Here is a 17,689-nt window from a genome sequence, read left to right as displayed (position 1 = left end):
ATGACAGAAGATCAGGCGCGGATTATCACGCAGGACTTTCTCGACCGTCAGGGCGACGCCACCATGGCTGGCGATGTCGAGGCGACGCTGGAGTATTGCGACATTCCCTGCACGCTCGAAAGTCTTCAGGGCCGCGCCGTGGCCAACACGCGCGCCGAGATGCGGGCGCTCTGCGCGCATTTCATCGCCGAGATCCAGGGCAAGCGGCTGACCCATATGGTGCGCCGCTGCCTTGATGCGGTGCGCAAGGGCGAGGACACGATCTGGGCCACCTATGAAACCCGCTATGTGCGCGAGCGCCAGCTGCTGACCGAAGAGCCTTACCTCAGCTTCATCATCTTGCGTCGCAAGGAGGACCGCTGGCGGGTCAGCGCCATGCAGTTCGCGGTCAGCAAGGACAGTCCGGCCAATATCACTCTGCGGGATTGGCAGGCCAACAGGATCGCTGTGCCGACCGAACAGGCCCGGACCCCGGCGCCCAGCATCGACGCCCACCGCGACGTCTTCGAAAAACTCTCGCAGTGACCGCTCTGGCGATCCGTTCCGCCACGGAAACTTCTGGCTAAGACCTTGGGGAGCATCGCTTTCCGGACGCTGCCCCCGGCTCCCTGCCGGAGCGGTTCGGCCCGGAGTCGACGATTTTCCCTTGATACTCTTATCCGCTCGCAGGAGGATGACCAGCGGTGATATCCTACGTATCGGACGCCGGGATCGGCAACCGGGCCACCGGGCGGGCCGGTCGTGGTGTCGTTTTCCGAGCCACAACGAGAGAGGGATGGGAGTGGACCAATCTGCGCGCGCGGCCGCTTCGGTCGATACGAGCCCCGACCTCGCGCCGGTGAATGCCGCACCCGCGGCAACGGCCGTGGCGCGCCCGGGTCGGCCCACCGCCTTGGGACTTGCGGCGGTCTATCTGCTTTATCTGCTGGCCGCCGGCTTCGGGCGCTGGATGATGGTGATCCCCGACATCCCGATCACGGTCTGGCCACCCAATGGCGTCATCCTTGCCATGTTGCTGACCAGCCCGCGGCAAAGCTGGCCGTGGTGGATCGCGGTGGCGGCACTGGGCGAGCTGACCGGCAACGCGCTGTGGTTCGGCAACCCGCTGCTCTGGGCACTGGGCTATGTCGGGGCGAATGCCGCGGCAGTTCTGGTGGCGGCCCTGTTGCTGGCGCCGTATCTCGGCGCACCGATTCGCCGGATCGACACGCTACGCCAGGTCCTGGCGCTGCTGGCAATCGGCGTGTTGGGCGCGCCGGTGATCAGCGCCACTCTCGGCAGCGCCATTGATGCACTTGTCGGCAAGAATCCTTTTGCCACCACCTGGCCCGTCTGGTGGCTGGGCGATGCCACCGGCATTCTGATCGCCACGCCGTTGGTGATTTCCGCCCACAACATCTGGCGCGAGCGTCCGCGGCCCGACAGCGCGCAGCTGCTCGAGGGGGCGGTGATCGGCCTGCTGCTTTTCGGGCTCACCTCGTGGGAAATGAGCACCGGCGCGGCGCATGCCTTTCTCTTGCCGCTGCCGGTTCTCTGGGCCGCCTTGCGGTTCGAATTCCGTGGCGCAACGCTGGCCGTTCTGGCGCTGGCGGTGGCCATCGCCGCCCATGCGCAGACCTTTGAGATCGCCGCGGTCTCGCCTTCGGGGCCGGTGCTGCCGCACACCCGGATGCAGGTGCTGTTGCTGGTCGCCGCCGCGACCGGGGTAATTGTCGCCGCAATCACCAGGCAGCAACGCCGGGCCGTTGCCGAACTGGCCGAGGTCAATGCCGCGCTCGAGGTGCGGATGGCCGAGCGCACCCGCGCCATCGAGGCCGCCGAAGAGCGGTTTCGCGCCACCTTTCAGAATGCCGGCGTCGGCATCAGCATCGTCGGCGGCAATGGCGTGCTGCTGCGCGTCAACGAAAGCCTGGCGCGGATGCTGGGCCGCGAGGTGTCCGAGATGGAGGGCGAGGCGCTTGACGATTTCACCCATCCCGACGATCTCACCCTGAACCACGAGGCCTGGAGCCGGCTGGCCTCGGGCGCGGCGGATGAATACGATCTTGAAAAGCGTTACCTGCATCGCGATGGCGCGGTGGTCTGGGGCCACACAACGGTCAGCTGTGTGCGCCATTCCGACGGCCGCATCGCCTATCTGATCAAGATCATTCAGGACATTACCGCCCGGCGCCGCTCTGACGAGGCGCGGCAGATGCTGATGCGCGAGGTCAACCACCGGAGCAAGAACCTGTTGTCCATCGTCCAGGTGATCGCCCGCCAGACCGCGGCGCATTCGCCCGAGGGGTTCGTCAAGATCTTTGGCGAACGGTTGCAGGCGCTGGCGGCCAATCAGGATCTGCTGGTCAACAACGAATGGCAGCGCATCAACCTCTCCGATCTGGTGACCAGCCAGCTCAGGCATTTCGGCACCATCGGCAGCCGCGTGATGATTTCGGGCCCGCCGGTGGTTCTGCCGCCGGCGGCGGCCCAGACCCTGAGCATGGCGCTGCACGAACTGGCCACCAACGCCGCCAAATACGGCAGTCTCAGCAATGAGGCCGGCCGGGTCGACATCGGCTGGGAGATCGACGGAAGCACGTTTCGCATGAATTGGCGGGAAACCGGCGGGCCGGAGGTCTGCCCGCCCCGGTCCAAGGGTTTCGGCTCGACCGTTCTCGACACGATGACCGCCTCGGCGATGTCGGGCGAAGTGCGGATCGACTATGCGCCACAGGGATTGGAATGGGAGCTGCGCTGCCCCCGCTCGGCCCTGGAGCAAGGGGCTGAAACGGGGCGTTTCGAGTAAAACTCAGCTAATACGTATACGTTTTTGGCAAAACATCTTGCAAATACTCTAAAAGTGTATCCATAAAGTGCCGTCACGACCTGAACGGAACTTGCCATGGTTTCAGCGCTTACCGATCCGGCCTCGCTGGCCGCGATTGCCTTGGCCCTTCTGGCCGGTGGCATGCTCAAGGGCGCGCTCGGCTTGGGCGCGCCGGTGATCGCGGTGCCGGTGATGGCCTCGTTCTTTGACGTGAAGCTGGCGGTGGCGCTGATGGTCCTGCCGAATTTCACCACCAATGTCTGGCAGCTCCGGGCGTTCGGCCAGGCGCGACTTCCGGGGCGATTTCCCTGGATCTTTGCCGGCGCCGGGGCGGTCGGCGTGGGCCTTGGCACGCTCATGCTGGTCTGGCTGAGCTCCGACACGCTCAAACTCATCCTGTCAGGGGCGGTGCTGGCCTATATCGGCCTCCGGTTGCTGAGCCCGGCCTTCGCCCTTTCTTCCGCACGGGCCAACCGGCTGGCGGCGCCCATGGGCGCGCTCGGTGGGGTGCTGCAAGGTGCTGCCGGGATCTCGGCGCCGGTCTCGGTGAGCTTTCTCAATGCGATGCAACTGTCGCGACGGGTCTTCATTCCGACGATCTCGCTGTTCTTTGCCGCCACCACCGCGGTGCAGGTGCCGCTGTTGCTGGCTGCCGGCGTGATGACCCCGACGATCCTGTTGATCGGTGTCACCGCGCTGGTGCCGCTGTTTCTCGGCATGCGGATCGGTGGCTGGCTGGCCAAGTCGATCTCGGCCCGGAGCTTTGATCGGCTGATCCTGCTGATGTTGGCGGCATTGACGATCAAGCTCTCGACCGACGCGCTGTTGTAAGGCCTTGCGGCGGCGCACTGGCTTGCCCGGCGTCTTTACGGGCCTGCGGCGATCTGCGCCTCGACGGCGTGGAAATGATGCACCGGGCCGTGCCCTTCGCCCACATCGAGCCTGTCGGCGCCGCCGATGGCACCGGTGATATAGGCCTTGGCACCGGGCACCGCATGTTCGAGCGGGTGGCCCCGGCCCAGCCGCGTGGCAATGGCGGAGGACAGGGTGCAGCCGGTGCCATGGGTGTTGCCGGTGGCGATGCGCGGCGCCTCGAGCCAGATGTCAGCCGCCGAGGTGACCAGCAGGTCAGGACAGATCTCGCCGGCCAGGTGCCCGCCCTTGAGCAGCACCGCCCCCGACCCGAGCGCCAGCAGGGCCCGGGCCTGGGCGTGCATGTCCTCGCGGCTTTGGGCTTCGGCCTGGCCCAGCAGGTCGGCCGCCTCCGGCAGATTTGGCGTGACCAGCGCCGCCCGTGGCAGCAGCGTCTCGCGCAGGGCCATGACCGCTGGCTCGGCCAGAAGCCTGTCGCCGCCCTTGGCCACCATCACCGGGTCGAGCACGATCGGGCAGACCAGCCCCTCGAGCGCGCCGGCCACGGCCCGGGTCAGCGCCACGTCGCCCAGCATGCCGATCTTGACCGCGTCGATGCGCACATCCGCGCGCAGCGCCGCGATCTGCGCCAACAGCATGTCGGGCGGACAGAGATGCACCGACGAGACCCCCCGCGTGTTCTGCGCGGTCAGCGCGGTGATGGCGGTCATCGCATAGCCGCCATTGGCCGAGATCGCCTTGATATCGGCCTGAATGCCAGCGCCGCCGGAACTGTCGGATCCGGCAATCGAGAGAATGTTGGGGATCATCAAAGCGCTCCTCATCTGCACCGGCAGAAGAGAGGATTGCAAAAGCCGGAACCTGCACCCCGGGGGTTTGCGCGCCTTCCTCCGCCGGCATTATCCGGGTCAGGTTCCAAGGGTACATCTCAGCCCGTTTCCGGGCGCCCCTGTCGCAGTTATAGCGGCATCGCATCGACGCATGGTGAGGTCAAGTGTGATGGGGCTTCAGCTTGCCAGCCCCAGGCGTTCCGATGACCCGACAAGGTGGCGGGTCATCGCGTCACATGCGCCCTGTTCATCTTGCGCCTCGACGCAGTCCAGAATGACCTGATGCTCTTGCGCTGCGATTTTCGTCGTCTCTTCAAAGATCTGTTTGTCTATGGCCAGGGCGATGCTGTTCTTGAGGGTTTGATCGATGTACGAGATGAACAACACCAGAAACGGGTTTTGGCTGGCTGCGGCAAGCGCCCGGTGAAAGCCGAAATCCGCTTCGATATAGCTTTCCGGGCTGGCCGTTTCGCTTTCCATGTCGTCGATCAGGGCGCGCAGCTTGGCCAGATCCTGCTCGCTGCGAAACTGCGCCGCCAGTCGCGCGGTCTGGCTCTCGAGGATATTTCGCACCTGGTACAGATGCCGGAAATCCTCGGGCTGGGACATTTGTTCCTCTGTGATGGACAGGAACCGGTTCTTGTCGGGCGCGCTGACAAAAACGCCGACACCCTGCCGCGAGGACAGCAACCCCTCGTGGCGCAGGCGCGACACCGCTTCACGCACCACGGCGCGGCTGACATCGTAGCGTTCGCAAAAGGCGCGTTCGGTCGGAAGCTTGTCCCCGGCAGCGAGTTCGCCCGACAGGATTTGTTCACGCAGGGCATCCGCCAGCATGGTCGGCAAATCGGCGCGGGAGGCGCGCAACGGCATCTTTGTGGTTCCCGGGTCCTCTGTCATTCGCCTGTCCTGACTAAACGCCCAACTTGATGTTAAGCCCCCCATCAATAACGAAATCGGCCCCGGTGTGAAACGCGCTTTCCGGGCCGGTCAGGTAAGAGACCAAGGCGGCGATTTCTTGCGTGGTGCCGACGCGCCCCACGGGATGGGCGTCACCAAAGCCCTGCATGGTTGCCTCCGGGTCGCCATCGGCGGGTGTCAGTTCGCGCGCGGCGAATTCCAGCAGGGGGGTCCGAACTGAGCCGGGGGAAACGGAGTTGACCCGGATGCCATCACGCGCAGCATCCACCGCAAGGGCGCGCGTGAAGGCATGTATCGCGCCTTTGCTGGTCGCGTAGCCCAGCACGTTGTTCTGACACCTGTGCCCCTGTACCGAGGCAAAATTGACTACCGACGCGGCGCCGGCCTTTTTCAGCAGCGGGTACAGGAAGTGCGCCATGTTGAAATACCCGCCAAGATTCACACCGATCACCCTTTGCCAATCTGCGGGGGTGGTTGTTTCGATCGTGCCGTAGGGTTGAATTCCGGCACAATTGATCAGGGCGTCCAGCTTGGGGATACGCGCGATCAATGATGCGGCAAACTGCGCAACGGCCCGATCATCCGAAACGTCGAGTTCGACAACAGCTGCCTCGGGCAGGGCCTCCGTGGCGGCTGAATTGTCCTGAGCGTCGACGCCGCAAAGCGTGACCGCAAAGCCATCCCGGACAAGCCTCCGGGCCACGCCCAGACCTATCCCGGCGGTTCCGGTGACAACGGCGTATTTTTCGACTGATCGGGCCATGATCACGCGCCCTTTCTCATCTTGAGGACGCCATCCTGCACCAAACGGTCGACGATGATGGCAACGATAAGGACGAGGCCCTGAGCCACAAACTGCCAGAAGGGTTCGACACCCGCAAGGTTCAGCCCGTTTGCCAGCACACCGATGATCAGAGCGCCGATGACCGTGCCAAGGATACGACCCTCGCCACCCGACAGGCTGGTGCCGCCAATGATGATCGCGGCAATCACCTGAAGTTCAAATCCCACACCGATATTGGGATCCCCGGACCCCACGCGCGAGGACAACACGACACCGGCGAGCGCGGCGGTCATGCCGCACATGACATAGAGCCAAAGCAGGGTCCGTTTGATGTTGATCCCGGACAGGCGCGCGGCCTCTTCGTTGCCGCCGATGGCATAGATCCGCTTGCCGAAGGTCGTGTAACTTGTCATCACATAGAACACCGCCACGACGATGCCCGCGATGACGATCGGCATGGGCAATCCCAGGACCTTGGCAGTTCCCAGAAAGCTCCAACCGGATGGCAGGCCGACGAGGATGGCACTGGGGCTGATCAGATACGCCGCGCCGCGGGCAATATTGAGCATGCCGAGCGTCACGATGATCGGGCTGACGGCAAGCCCGGCGATGATCACGCCGTTTACGGCACCGACCGCCGCACCGAACAGAACCGCCAGCAGGAATGCGAGATACAGGGGCACGCCCGCCACGGCGAGGGAACCGGCGATGACCGAAGAGGCCGCCAACACGCTTCCGACTGACAGATCGAGCCCACGGGCGATCATCACCGTTGTCATGCCGCAGCTTGCGATGATGACAGGCGCCGCATTGCGCATCACGTTCTGAAAATTCGACACCGTCAGAAACCGGTCGGTCAGGGTGGCAAAGACACCGCACATCAAGACGAGCACGGCCAGCGTCGCGGCGGTCAGCACCATATTGCGGTTCGATAGGAATTTCTGGCCCATTCCAGCGGTGGAATGGGGCGTTGCGACATCGCTCATGGATGTTCTCCTGTCAGAATGGGGGTCGCAGCATGAAGCATTGACAGTTCGATGACCTGTTCTTCGGTTGCATCACCGGAAAGCCCGCCGACGATTTCGCCGCCGTTCATGACGACAATGCGATCTGCCAGCCCAAGCAGTTCGGGCAGCTCTGACGAGACAAAGACAACCGCGAGCCCTTGCTCGGCGAGGTCGTGAATGATCTGGTAGATTTCCTTTTTCGCGCCGACATCGACGCCGCGTGTGGGTTCATCCAGCAAAAGAACCCGCGTCTGGCTGAGAAGCCATTTGCCGACGACGACCTTTTGCTGGTTGCCGCCGCTCAACGCGGAAATGGATTGTGTGACCGAAGCCGTGCGGACGCCCAGCATCTCGATGATCTTCTGGATCGCGTCCGACCTCGGGCCGTCGTGGGCCCTGCGATTGACATATTGATCCCAGATGATCGCGGTATTGTCCGCCACCGAGAGAACCGGCACGATCCCGGCACTGCGGCGTTCCTCCGGCACCATGGCAATCCCGGCCTCGATTGCGGCGGGGATGGAATTGAGCGGCACTGGCGCGTTTTCGACCGTGACCGTGCCGCTGCTGACCCGGTCCGCGCCAAAGATCGCCCGCAGCATTTCCGTGCGGCCCGAGCCGACCAGCCCGGCAATGCCGAGTATCTCGTTCCGGCGAACCGTCAGATCGATATTGCGGATATGCGGATTGGACAGGCCGCGCACTTCCAGGGTCGGAGCGCCGGGCTGGCTGTCACGCGCGGGGAAAAGCGTGTCGAGCTTGCGGCCCACCATCATCCTGACCAGGTCCTCGGGCGTCGCCGCGCCACGCGTGACGGTCCCGACCCTGTGGCCGTCCTTGAACACGGTGATGCGGTCGCCAAGCTCGTCGATTTCCCGCATCTTGTGGGACACATAGATGATCCCCTTGCCCGCCGCGCGCAGGCGGTCGATGACCTTGAAGAGCTTCCTGACTTCGGCTTCTTCCAGGGGGGAGGTCGGTTCATCCATGATGATCACGCGCGCGTTCTGCCGCAGCGCCTTGGCAATCATCACCGCTTGCCGCTGGGCCGCCGAAAGATCACGGGCCGGCTGATCTGCGCGCAGCTCTGAAAACCCGATGCTGTCCAGCAGGTCCTGCGCCAGGACATCCGCCGCCTTGCTGTCGAAAAACCCAAATCGCCCCGGTTCATCCCCCAAGAGGATGTTTTCCGAAACCGAAAGGCCATCGACAACCGCCAGTTCCTGAAAGATGCAGGCCACTCCGGCGGCCTGGGAGTCCTGCGGATTGGCAAAGGACATCGCCTTGCCATTGACCTCGAATGTCCCGGCATCGGCCTCTTGGACGCCAGCGAGGATTTTGACCAGCGTGGATTTCCCGGCGCCGTTTTCGCCGATAAGGCAGTGTACTTCACCTGCGAAAAGGTCGAAATTCACGCCACTCAATGCCTGTACCCCGGGAAAGGATTTGCCCAGACCAGTGGCTCTCAGCAATGGTGAAAGGCCGGGATCAACCGGCTCCGAATGTTGCACGGGCAATGCTCCTGCATTCAAATGTCTGAAAGGCGGGGCGGCGCAATGACACCGCCCCTTTGGATAACTTAGCGGGGGTATTGCTGAGCCAACCAGCTTTCGATCCCGTCCTCGGTCGGAATGATGGGCGGATAGCCGACCACGACCTGCGTGGTCTCATCCGCCTCGCCCTCGATCGTCGCGGCCAGCAGGTTGAAGGCGGCCAGGGAAAAGTCGTAGGGGCCATATCCGCTTTCGGCCTTGAGCGGGGACACCGGATTGCCAAGCTCGCCCATGATCGGCTCGGACCCGTCGACCGAGGCAAGCGCGCCCCATTCGTCGGAATATTTGCCGACCGCTTTCAAGGCGGCCACGGTGCCCAACGAGCTGTCGTTGTTGATGCCGAAGATCACGTTGATGTCGGGATGGGCCTGCAACAGGTCCGATGCGGCGGCATTGGCCTTGTCGATCACCCCGCCGCCGTTGACGGCCTGGGCCACACGCGCCTCGGGCATCAGGGAAAGAAAGCCATAGAGAAACCCGTTCTTACGATCCTGAACCTGAAGCAGCTCGGGTTGGTCGACGATGCCGATTACCGGGTCGCGTTCGGGAAACTTGGCCTGGAAGTACCGGGCGAGGTTGCAGCCGACGATACGCGGGCCGTCGAAATCATTGGCGAAAACGCGGGGCGCAACCATTTCCGCCGGCTGCACATTATAGGTCACGACCTTCAACCCGGCATCCAGCATGCGCTTGACCTGTGGCACCGACGCCGCGCTGTCGAGCGGCGCAAAAGCCACGCCGTCTGGCGCATATGAGATGATGTCGTCCACCATGCGCTGAACCGTTCCGGCATCAAACCGGCCGTCAAACACCCGCAGCTCAAAGTCGTATTTTTCCGCCAGCGTTTCCCAGTGGTTCGCGATGGCCTGGAAATAGGGATGGCCGAGGCTCATGACGCTCATGGCAATGCGCTTGCCGGTCAGGGCGCTGGCCTCGGGCTCTGTCAGCCACATGCCGGGAGCCGAAGCGTAGCCGGTGAACCCCGATACAGCGCCGGGGATGTCGGCCACCGCGGCCTTGTCAATCGGCTCGCAAAGGTCCGTCGAAAAGGTGCTTGCCGCCGTTTCAACCGCGGTTTCGGCCGCGGCTTGTGCCCCCAAGGTGCAAAGCAGCACCGCGCTGCCCCGCAGGGCGCGCGTCAATACATTCCAAGTCATTCTGTCCTCCCGTTTCAGGTTCGAAGCGTCGAGATTCGAGCTTGAATGTCGTCGCCCCTGTGGTAGGGTTATCAGACAACTGATAACCCGTCAACAAGTCCTGAAGATCTGGCGCTTTCCACCTTTGTCGCTTGCCGACGATCAGAACGGCCCGCCTCATGTGTGTTCTGTTCCGCGCCGCCAGCGCACCTCAGGCTGACAACCGAACAGGAAAGCCATGCCCCGTTTTGCTTGCAATGAAGACCTCCGGCGCGCCGCGCGCCGCAGGGTGCCGAAAATGTTCTATGACTACGTCGACGGCGGGTCGTGGACGGAAAGCACCTATCGCGCGAATGCCGGGGATCTGGCCGACATCAAATTACGGCAGCGCGTTGCCAGGGACGTCTCGACCCGGACTGCAAAGGGCCGGATGGTCGGTCAGGATGTGCGGATGCCGGTTGCGATGGCGCCGACGGGGCTGACTGGAATGTTCTGGCCGAACGGCGAAGTACATGCCATGCGCGCCTGTGAGGAATTCGGCGTACCCTATTGCCTGTCGACGGTTTCCATCGCCTCGCTCGAAGAGGTGGCGCAACATGCGACGTCGCCGTTCTGGTTCCAGCTTTACGTCATCCGCGACCGGGATTTTATCGAACGCCTGTTGCAGCGCTGCGAAGCGGTGGGGATCGACACCATAGTCTTGACGCTGGATTTGCAGATGGTGGGGCAGCGCAACAAGGACATCCACAACGGGCTGTCATCCCCGCCCGCGCCGACGCTTCGCAACCTTCTGAACCTCGCGACCAAGCCGCAATGGTGCTGGGACATGATGCGCCACCGACAGGTGCAGTTCGGCAATATTCATGGCCATGTCGCGGATGTCGGCAGCAGCAAAACCCTGGCGAAATGGACGGACAGCCAATTCGATCCGACGTTGAACTGGGATGACGTCAAATATTTCCGCGATCGCTGGAAGGGAAAGCTGATCCTCAAAGGCATCATCGACCCGGAGGATACGGAACTGGCCTGTCAAACCGGGTGTGACGCGATCGTCGTTTCCAATCACGGGGGGCGCCAACTGGATGGTGCCGCGTCGACGATCCACGCGCTACCCTCGGTGGTCGAGGCCGCCAAGGCGCGGACGGAAATCCTGATCGATGGAGGCTTCACGAGCGGGCAGGACGTGTTCAAGGGGCTGGCTTATGGTGCGTCCGGCGTGATGATGGGCCGATCGATGCTCTACGGGCTGGGCGCCGCAAAACAGGCCGGCGTGGTCAAGGCGCTGGACCTCATCAAGCATGAGCTGGAAACGACAATGGGTCTATGTGGCGTCAACCGTATCGAGGAAATCGGACGGCACAATATCCTCGCCGTGGCTTAGCTTTGAGGCCAATGATTGGGAATGCCGGATCAGCCGGTGATGGGGCATCCGGCTAACCGGAGCCCCCGTAATCGTTGCCCGGGCGGGCTCTGCCCCGGCAATTTCCACCTTGTTCGCGGCGTGGTCATAATCGTCACGCCGCCGCTCTCAGTCACCGTGCCGGTTTCATTCTGCCGCTTCGAAACGGCCCGGAAGGCATTGCCAGCTCGTTTGCCTTTGGCTGGAAGTTACCAGCTCGGCGATAATCAGGTGGTCGTTTCAGGCGCTTAGGCAGCGCCTCGACCTCCGCTGTGCCCTCAGCGAAGCGGCCGAAGGAAAAGACGGCATTGGCGACGATCCAGGGAGGGCAGCGGTAGCCTTTGCAGGCGCGGCATCGTGGGTGTGATCTCCATCCCGGCCACTTTGGCGAAAGGCCGTGGGCCAACAGGCTGGCGATGCCTTCCCCCGCCGTCCTTTGCGCCGTCGTTCTCAATTTGCTTTTCTCGCAGAATTTTCTGAGGTACGTATGTCAAAATCTGGGTTCACTCCTGGCTATGGGCATCGCGCGGCAAAGTCAGGGCAAAAGACAGGGGCAGGACAGAATGATAGTGATCGGGTTGGACCTCGGAACATCGGGCATCAAGGCCTTGGCGATCGATGACGACCAGTCGATCCTGGCGGAAGCCAGCGCGGAGTTGTCGGTCGACCGGCCGCATGACGGCTGGTCTGAACAGAATCCGGCGGATTGGATCGCCGCCACCGAAACGGCAATCGCCGCGCTTCTGGACAGGATCGACCCCGGCGCCGTACGGGGCATTGGCCTTTCGGGGCAGATGCATGGCGCGACGCTGCTTGATGCCTCCGACAAGGTGCTGCGCCCCTGCATGCTGTGGAATGATACGCGCAGCCATGCCGAGGCCGCGGCGTTCGATGCCGATCCGCAGTTTCGCGAGATCACCGGCAACATCGTCTTTCCGGGCTTCACCGCGCCCAAGCTCGACTGGGTGCGCCGCCACGAGCCGCATGTCTTCGAGAAGATCGCCAAGGTGCTGCTCCCCAAGGACTACCTGCGGCTCTGGTTGACCGGGGAGCATGTCTCGGAGATGTCGGATGCGGCCGGGACCGGCTGGCTGGACGTCGCCGCGCGCGATTGGTCCGACCCGCTGCTCGGCGCGACGGGGCTTGATCGCGCGCAGATGCCGAGGCTGGTCGAAGGTTCTGAGATCTCCGGCAGGCTGCGGCCGGAGATCGCCGCGCGCTGGGGGCTCGCTGAAGATGTCGTCGTCGCGGGCGGGGGCGGTGACAACGCGGCCTCGGCGGTTGGCATGGGCGTTGTGGAGACGGGCACGGCTTTCGTGTCGCTGGGAACGTCCGGCGTGCTCTTTGCCGCGACACAAGGATTTAACCCGAACGCGGAGAGCGCCGTCCACAGCTTTTGCCACGCGCTGCCGGACCGTTGGCACCAGATGGGGGTTATCCTCGCCGCAGCTGACGCAATGAACTGGTTCTCCGGCGTGCTCGGCAGCCCGGCCGCCGCGCTGACCGCGGATCTGGGGGAGCTTCGCGCGCCGTCACGCACGCTGTTCCTGCCCTATCTCGGGGGCGAGCGGACGCCGCACAACGACGCGCATGTCCGCGCGTCCTTCCTGCATATGGGGCATGACACCGACCGTCCGGCGCTGGTGCGCGCGGTGCTGGAGGGCGTGAGCTTCGCGATCCGCGACAGCCGCGACGCGCTGGCCTCGACCGGTACACGGTTTGACCGGTTGATCGGCGTCGGCGGCGGCACGCGCTCGGAGTACTGGCTGAAGGCCATCGCGACGGCGCTCGACCTGCCGGTCGAACTGCCGGTGGCGGGCGATTTCGGCGGCGCGTTCGGCGCGGCGCGGCTTGGGCTGATGGCGGCAAGCGGGCAGGGGGCCGAGATCGCGACGCCGCCTGCGATTTCGCGGGTGGTGGAGCCCGAGCGCGACTTGGCCACAGCCTTCTCGGAGGCGCACGGCCGCTACAAGGAGAGCTACGCTGCGCTCAAGGCGCTGAGCCGCGGCTAAGGTGTGCGGGGCGCGCGCGGGGACGCAATGCCGCGTCGCGTTCCCCGGGCCCCTCGAAATTTGTCGATCTGTCGGCGCTGGTCTATCCGGATGTCGAAGCAAACCAAGGGAGCTGTCATATGTCGCGACCGACCGTGCATGACGTGGCGCGTGTCGCCAATGTGAGTCTTTCCACCGTCGACCGGGTTCTAAACGGGCGGACGGGCGTGCGCGCGGCGACCGAGGAGCGGGTGCGCACGGCGATGAAGCAGCTCGGTTATGAGCGCGATATCATGGCCGCCAACCTGTCGCGCAAGCGGAACTACGCTATTCATTTCGTGATCCCGGACGGCCCCAACAGTTTCATGCGCAATTTGGCGGCCGAACTGGAGACGCATGCGCAGGTCGCCCTGCGTGACCGCACCGAGATCAGCGTCTCGCTGGTGCCGCCCTTTGATGGCCGCGGTCTGGCTGCGGCCTTGCGGCGCGCCCGAGAAGCCAAGGTCGACGGGGTGGTGATGGTTGCCACTGAATCGGCAGAGGTCCGGCAGGCGGTCCTGGAGTTGCGCGCTGCCGGGATACAGGTCGTCACGCTGGTGTCCGACCTTTCGGCCTCGGCGCGCGGGCATTTTGTGGGGATCGACAACGTCGCAGCGGGGCGCACCGCCGCCGGGCTTCTGGGCCGGTTCTGCCAGGCGCGCCCCGGGCGTATTGCCATCGTCGCCGGTTCGATGTTGGTACGTGACCATGTCGAGCGCAGGCTCGGCTTCGAGCAGGTCATGCATGCGGATTTCCCGACCCTTGAGGTGCTGGCGCCCGTCGAGGGCGGCGATGAGGCGGCGCGCGTTGACAGGCTTTTGACTGACGTGCTTCAAGCATACCCCGATGTTGTCGGTGTCTATAGCCTCGGCGGCGGCAATCGCGGCTTGCGAAAGGCGCTGGACAGGATCGACGCTGCTGACCGGCCCCGCGTGGTCGTGCATGAGCTGACCGAGCAATCGCGGACGGCGTTGCAAGACGGGGTGTTCGACGCCGTTTTGCAGCAAGATATACACAAAGAGGTGACGAGCGCGCTCGTCATCATGCGCAACCTGATCGAGGCGGTGCCGACAGATCCGCGCACCGGCCTCATCCACACCGAGATCTTCCTCCGCGACAACCTGCCCTGACGCGTGTTTGGCAGCGAAAGCGTTGCACACGTCATTTTTTTGACGTACGTTAGTCAAACACAGCAGAATCGGGGTCAGGAGGATCCCGAGATCGGCAAAATTCCGGGAGGATTATCGATGAAAGTGATGTCAACTGCCCTGGTGGCAATCGCAGCTTGGAGCGGTACGGCTCTGGCGCAGGAGGAGATCCGCGTGCTGCGGGTTCAGCCGAGCGATCCCGAGCAGGCCTTTTATGAGCGCGCAGAGGCGGCCTATGAGGCGCAAAACCCCGGTGTTGACGTGGTGTTCGAATACATCGCCAATGAGGCCTACAAATCCAAGCTGCCGACGTTGCTGCAATCCAATGCCCGGCCCGACATCTTTTATAGCTGGGGCGGCCAGACGCTTGTCGAGCAGGCCGAGGCCGGCTTTCTAAAAGATATCTCCGGCGAGATCACCGAAGAGGTGCGGGCCACCTTCCCCGAGGCCGCGCTGACCGCCTATTCGGTGGATGGCGCGTTGCACGGCCTGCCGCTCTATGCCACCGAGGTGGTGTTCTGGGTCAACACCGCGCTGACCGAGCAGGCGGGCGTCGACCACACTGCGATCAAGACCTGGGATGACCTGCTGGCCGCGGTGCAGACCATGAAGGACGCCGGGGTCACCCCGATTGTAGTCGGCGGTCAGGACAAGTGGCCTTTGCACTTTTACTGGAGCTACCTGGCCTTGCGCGAGGGGGGCGCCGATGTCGTGACTGCGGCCATGGAGGGCGCGGATGGCGGTTTCGAAGCCGAACCCTTCATCGCCGCCGGGGCCGATTTCCAGAAGCTGACCGACCTCGAGCCCTTTCAGCCGGGGTTCATGGGCACCACCTATGAAACCGCCAGCGGCATGTTTGCCGACGGCAAGGGCGCGCTGCACCTGATGGGGGACTGGGATTACCTGCCAATGCGCGGCCGGTCGCAGAGCGGCGAGGGCCTTCCCGACGAGCAACTGGCGATCATCTCCTTTCCTGCGGTCGCCGACCCGGTGTCCGAGGACGGCGACAACGTCACCCTGGGCGGCATGAACGGCTGGGCCGTGACCTCGGACGCAGCGCCCGGGACGGTCGACTTCCTGACGTTCCTGCTCAACCGCGACCACCAGGAAGAGGTCGCGCGTGAAGGTATCTTCATCCCGATCGTGAAGGGTGCCGAGCAGGCACTGGAAAATCCGTTCTTCCAGCAGGTTGCGCAGGACATCGCCGCCTCGAGCTATCACCAGATCTTCCTCGACCAGTTCCTTGGCGCTTCGGTGGGTGCCACGGTGAACGACATCTCGGCCGATCTGGCGCAGGGCGCCATCACGCCCGAGGACGCGGCGGCGCAGGTCCAGGAGGCCTGGGAGTTCCGCTGAGGGTTCCCCCTCCGGCGCGCGTTCCCATGGTGCTCCCCGGAGCGCGCGCCACCTTCTTACCGATACGGAGACGCATTCCATGCAAATGCTCGATGCTCGCTCGCCAGCGTCGCCGCGCCCCGCGCGCCGCATCTGGCGCGGCGCCGGTTCCAGCCGCTTCGCCGCCATCGCGATCCTTCTGCCGCCGGCGCTGATCCTGTTCAGCCTGTTCGTGATCCTGCCGCTCACCGAGTCGGGCTACTATGCCTTCTTCGACTGGAACGGCTATGGCACGCCGCAGGACTATGTGGGGCTGCGCAACTTCGAGCAGATCGCGGGCCACAGCGTGTTCCACACCGCGATCGGCAATACCACAAAGATCGTCGCGATCTCGCTCTTCATCCAGATGCCGCTGGCGCTGTTTCTCGCCCTGCTGATCTATCGCAAGACGCCGACCAACGCGGTGTTCCGGCTCATCTTCTTTGTGCCCTACATCCTGGCCGAGGTGGCCGCGGGCCTGATCTGGAGCTTCGTCTTCGACGGCAATTATGGCGTCACAGCTGCAATCGCGCGTTCCTTTGGCCAAGAAAGCTTCTTCATTCTTGCCGACCGCGACTGGGCCTTTGTCGCGGTGATGACGGTGATCGTCTGGAAATACTTCGGCTTTCACATGATGATCTATATCGCGGCCCTGCAAGGTGTGCCCGAGGACCTGATCGAAGCGGCCAAGATCGAAGGCGCGAAGCGGTCGCAGATCGTGCGCTACGTGCAGATCCCGCAGATCCGTCCGGCCATCATCGTCAGCGCCTTTTTTGCGATCATCGGGGCGTTGCAGGTCTTTGACGTGATCATTCCGCTGACCAACGGCGGTCCGTCGAACCAGACCCACACCATCGTCACCTATCTCTACAGCTTCGGCCTGACGCGACTGAAGATCGGCTTTGGCAGCGCCGTGGGCGTGCTGCTCTTCTTTGCCGCGATCCTCGTGGCGGTCTTCTACCAGCGCATCTTCATGAAAGGATCACGGGCATGAGCCGGTCGCATTTCTGGCGCAACTTCGCGCGCGTCGCGGTTCTGTGCGTGGTGGCGAGCTTCGTGCTGGCACCGATGCTGGCCACCGCACTGGGCGGCTTCAAGAGCAACGCCGAGATCCGCATGAATGCCTTCGCACTGCCACAGGACTGGGACGTCAGCTTTTACGGTGCGATCCTCGCTGACCCCGCGTTCTGGCGCTACCTCGGCAATTCGCTGCTGATCTCGACCGGCACCGTGGCACTGACGCTGCTGGTCGGAGCGGCGGCGGCCTATGTCTTCGCGCAGATCCGCTTTTTCGGCTCGCGCATGCTGTTTTCCTACATGCTACTGGGGCTGATGTTTCCCTTTGCGACAGCGATCCTGCCCTTGTTCATCAAGGTGCGCGATATCGGCCTGCTCGACACCTACTGGGCGGTGATCCTGCCGCAGACGGCCTTTGGTCTCTCTCTGGCGATCCTGTTGTTCCGGACGTTCTTCGAACAATTGCCCAAGGAGCTGTTCGAGGCGGCGCGGATCGACGGTTGCGGTTACGTGCGCTTTTTCTTTCGGATCACCCTGCCGCTCTCGACTCCGATCCTCGCGACCGTGGGCGTCTTCGTTTTCGTGCAGAGCTGGAACAACTTCCTGCTGCCGCTGGTGGTGCTGAACTCGCGCGAGGCCTTCACCTGGCCCTTGGGCATGATGCAGTTCCGTGGCGAATACGTCACCGAATGGAACCGCACATTGGCCTTCGTGACGCTGACGATCCTGCCCGCGATCGTCTTTTTCCTCGCCGCCCAGAAATACATCGTCGCCGGCCTTACCGGCGGTGCCGTCAAGGGATGAGACT

Annotated in this window: 15 protein-coding genes and 1 riboswitch; of the genes, 9 read left to right on the top strand and 6 right to left on the bottom strand. The window is 63.7% G+C overall.

Features of this window, described 5'->3' with window-relative positions; translation table 11 throughout:
* The 3 genes from BMW90_RS21945 (at window position 1) to BMW90_RS21935 (ending at window position 3,640) form a co-directional block, all read left to right on the top strand.
* Complete coding sequence (locus BMW90_RS21945) at window positions 1-525, top strand: hypothetical protein (protein ID WP_048534325.1); 525 nt, start codon at window positions 1-3, stop codon at window positions 523-525.
* Window positions 526-781: 256 nt separating this feature from the next.
* A complete protein-coding gene (locus BMW90_RS21940; protein WP_074839279.1) occupies window positions 782-2,788 on the top strand; it encodes a sensor histidine kinase in 2,007 nt (668 codons plus the stop codon).
* 96 nt (window positions 2,789-2,884) lie between these two features.
* Complete coding sequence (locus tag BMW90_RS21935) at window positions 2,885-3,640, top strand: sulfite exporter TauE/SafE family protein (RefSeq protein WP_074839276.1); 756 nt, start codon at window positions 2,885-2,887, stop codon at window positions 3,638-3,640.
* Between the two features lie 35 nt (window positions 3,641-3,675).
* On the opposite strand, the gene thiD is transcribed toward BMW90_RS21935, so the two are convergent.
* The 6 genes from thiD to BMW90_RS21905 all read right to left on the bottom strand — a co-directional run bounded on the left by thiD (window position 3,676) and on the right by BMW90_RS21905 (window position 9,934).
* Window positions 3,676-4,491 carry a bifunctional hydroxymethylpyrimidine kinase/phosphomethylpyrimidine kinase gene (gene thiD / locus BMW90_RS21930; protein WP_074839274.1) on the bottom strand — a complete coding sequence of 272 codons (816 nt, stop codon included), beginning with the start codon at window positions 4,489-4,491 and terminating at the stop codon, window positions 3,676-3,678.
* 59 nt (window positions 4,492-4,550) lie between these two features.
* Window positions 4,551-4,643: riboswitch (TPP riboswitch) on the bottom strand.
* A gap of 46 nt (window positions 4,644-4,689) precedes the next feature.
* Window positions 4,690-5,412 (bottom strand): FadR/GntR family transcriptional regulator, encoded by a 723-nt coding sequence (locus tag BMW90_RS21925; protein WP_048534332.1) that lies wholly within the window; start codon window positions 5,410-5,412, stop codon window positions 4,690-4,692.
* Between the two features lie 13 nt (window positions 5,413-5,425).
* A complete protein-coding gene (locus tag BMW90_RS21920; protein WP_074839271.1) occupies window positions 5,426-6,196 on the bottom strand; it encodes an SDR family NAD(P)-dependent oxidoreductase in 771 nt (256 codons plus the stop codon).
* A gap of 2 nt (window positions 6,197-6,198) precedes the next feature.
* Window positions 6,199-7,203, bottom strand: coding sequence for an ABC transporter permease (locus BMW90_RS21915; RefSeq protein ID WP_083416152.1), 1,005 nt, complete (start codon window positions 7,201-7,203; stop codon window positions 6,199-6,201).
* Window positions 7,200-8,735 carry a sugar ABC transporter ATP-binding protein gene (locus BMW90_RS21910; protein WP_211568996.1) on the bottom strand — a complete coding sequence of 512 codons (1,536 nt, stop codon included), beginning with the start codon at window positions 8,733-8,735 and terminating at the stop codon, window positions 7,200-7,202. Before BMW90_RS21910 ends, BMW90_RS21915 begins: the two co-directional genes overlap by 4 nt.
* A gap of 68 nt (window positions 8,736-8,803) precedes the next feature.
* On the bottom strand, window positions 8,804-9,934 hold the full coding sequence (locus tag BMW90_RS21905; RefSeq protein ID WP_083416151.1) for a sugar ABC transporter substrate-binding protein: 1,131 nt from the start codon (window positions 9,932-9,934) through the stop codon (window positions 8,804-8,806).
* A 217-nt stretch (window positions 9,935-10,151) separates the two neighbouring features.
* On the opposite strand from BMW90_RS21905, the gene BMW90_RS21900 reads away from it, so the two are divergent.
* The 6 genes from BMW90_RS21900 (at window position 10,152) to BMW90_RS21875 (ending at window position 17,685) form a co-directional block, all read left to right on the top strand.
* Window positions 10,152-11,294 (top strand): alpha-hydroxy acid oxidase, encoded by a 1,143-nt coding sequence (locus BMW90_RS21900; protein ID WP_074839266.1) that lies wholly within the window; start codon window positions 10,152-10,154, stop codon window positions 11,292-11,294.
* A gap of 584 nt (window positions 11,295-11,878) precedes the next feature.
* Window positions 11,879-13,324 (top strand): xylulokinase, encoded by a 1,446-nt coding sequence (gene xylB, locus BMW90_RS21895; RefSeq protein ID WP_074839331.1) that lies wholly within the window; start codon window positions 11,879-11,881, stop codon window positions 13,322-13,324.
* 119 nt (window positions 13,325-13,443) lie between these two features.
* Window positions 13,444-14,472 carry a LacI family DNA-binding transcriptional regulator gene (locus BMW90_RS21890; protein WP_074839262.1) on the top strand — a complete coding sequence of 343 codons (1,029 nt, stop codon included), beginning with the start codon at window positions 13,444-13,446 and terminating at the stop codon, window positions 14,470-14,472.
* Between the two features lie 117 nt (window positions 14,473-14,589).
* Entirely contained in the window at window positions 14,590-15,846 is a 1,257-nt protein-coding gene (locus BMW90_RS21885; protein ID WP_074839259.1) for an ABC transporter substrate-binding protein, read from the top strand.
* A gap of 79 nt (window positions 15,847-15,925) precedes the next feature.
* Window positions 15,926-16,858, top strand: a complete 933-nt coding sequence (locus BMW90_RS21880; RefSeq protein WP_048534344.1) for a carbohydrate ABC transporter permease — start codon at window positions 15,926-15,928, stop codon at window positions 16,856-16,858.
* Window positions 16,855-17,685: a carbohydrate ABC transporter permease gene (locus BMW90_RS21875; protein ID WP_048534345.1), complete on the top strand. Its 831-nt coding sequence runs from the start codon at window positions 16,855-16,857 to the stop codon at window positions 17,683-17,685. Before BMW90_RS21880 ends, BMW90_RS21875 begins: the two co-directional genes overlap by 4 nt.
* Window positions 17,686-17,689: the final 4 nt, after the last annotated feature.

Origin of the sequence: Marinovum algicola (assembly GCF_900109145.1) — a bacterium.
Classification (GTDB): domain Bacteria; phylum Pseudomonadota; class Alphaproteobacteria; order Rhodobacterales; family Rhodobacteraceae; genus Marinovum; species Marinovum algicola.
Note: the sequence above shows the minus strand (reverse complement) of the source record. Positions and strands in the feature narration are given on the sequence as shown.

Excerpts from the sequence above, each read along its gene's own strand:
- BMW90_RS21945 (WP_048534325.1), top strand. The coding sequence starts at position 1 with ATGACAGAAGATCAGGCGCGGATTATCACGCAGGACTTTCTCGACCGT.
- BMW90_RS21935 (WP_074839276.1), top strand. The coding sequence starts at position 2,885 with ATGGTTTCAGCGCTTACCGATCCGGCCTCGCTGGCCGCGATTGCCTTG.
- thiD (WP_074839274.1), bottom strand. The coding sequence starts at position 4,491 with ATGATCCCCAACATTCTCTCGATTGCCGGATCCGACAGTTCCGGCGGC.
- BMW90_RS21925 (WP_048534332.1), bottom strand. The coding sequence starts at position 5,412 with ATGACAGAGGACCCGGGAACCACAAAGATGCCGTTGCGCGCCTCCCGC.
- BMW90_RS21920 (WP_074839271.1), bottom strand. The coding sequence starts at position 6,196 with ATGGCCCGATCAGTCGAAAAATACGCCGTTGTCACCGGAACCGCCGGG.
- BMW90_RS21915 (WP_083416152.1), bottom strand. The coding sequence starts at position 7,203 with ATGAGCGATGTCGCAACGCCCCATTCCACCGCTGGAATGGGCCAGAAA.
- BMW90_RS21905 (WP_083416151.1), bottom strand. The coding sequence starts at position 9,934 with ATGACTTGGAATGTATTGACGCGCGCCCTGCGGGGCAGCGCGGTGCTG.
- BMW90_RS21900 (WP_074839266.1), top strand. The coding sequence starts at position 10,152 with ATGCCCCGTTTTGCTTGCAATGAAGACCTCCGGCGCGCCGCGCGCCGC.
- BMW90_RS21890 (WP_074839262.1), top strand. The coding sequence starts at position 13,444 with ATGTCGCGACCGACCGTGCATGACGTGGCGCGTGTCGCCAATGTGAGT.
- BMW90_RS21885 (WP_074839259.1), top strand. The coding sequence starts at position 14,590 with ATGAAAGTGATGTCAACTGCCCTGGTGGCAATCGCAGCTTGGAGCGGT.
- BMW90_RS21880 (WP_048534344.1), top strand. The coding sequence starts at position 15,926 with ATGCAAATGCTCGATGCTCGCTCGCCAGCGTCGCCGCGCCCCGCGCGC.
- BMW90_RS21875 (WP_048534345.1), top strand. The coding sequence starts at position 16,855 with ATGAGCCGGTCGCATTTCTGGCGCAACTTCGCGCGCGTCGCGGTTCTG.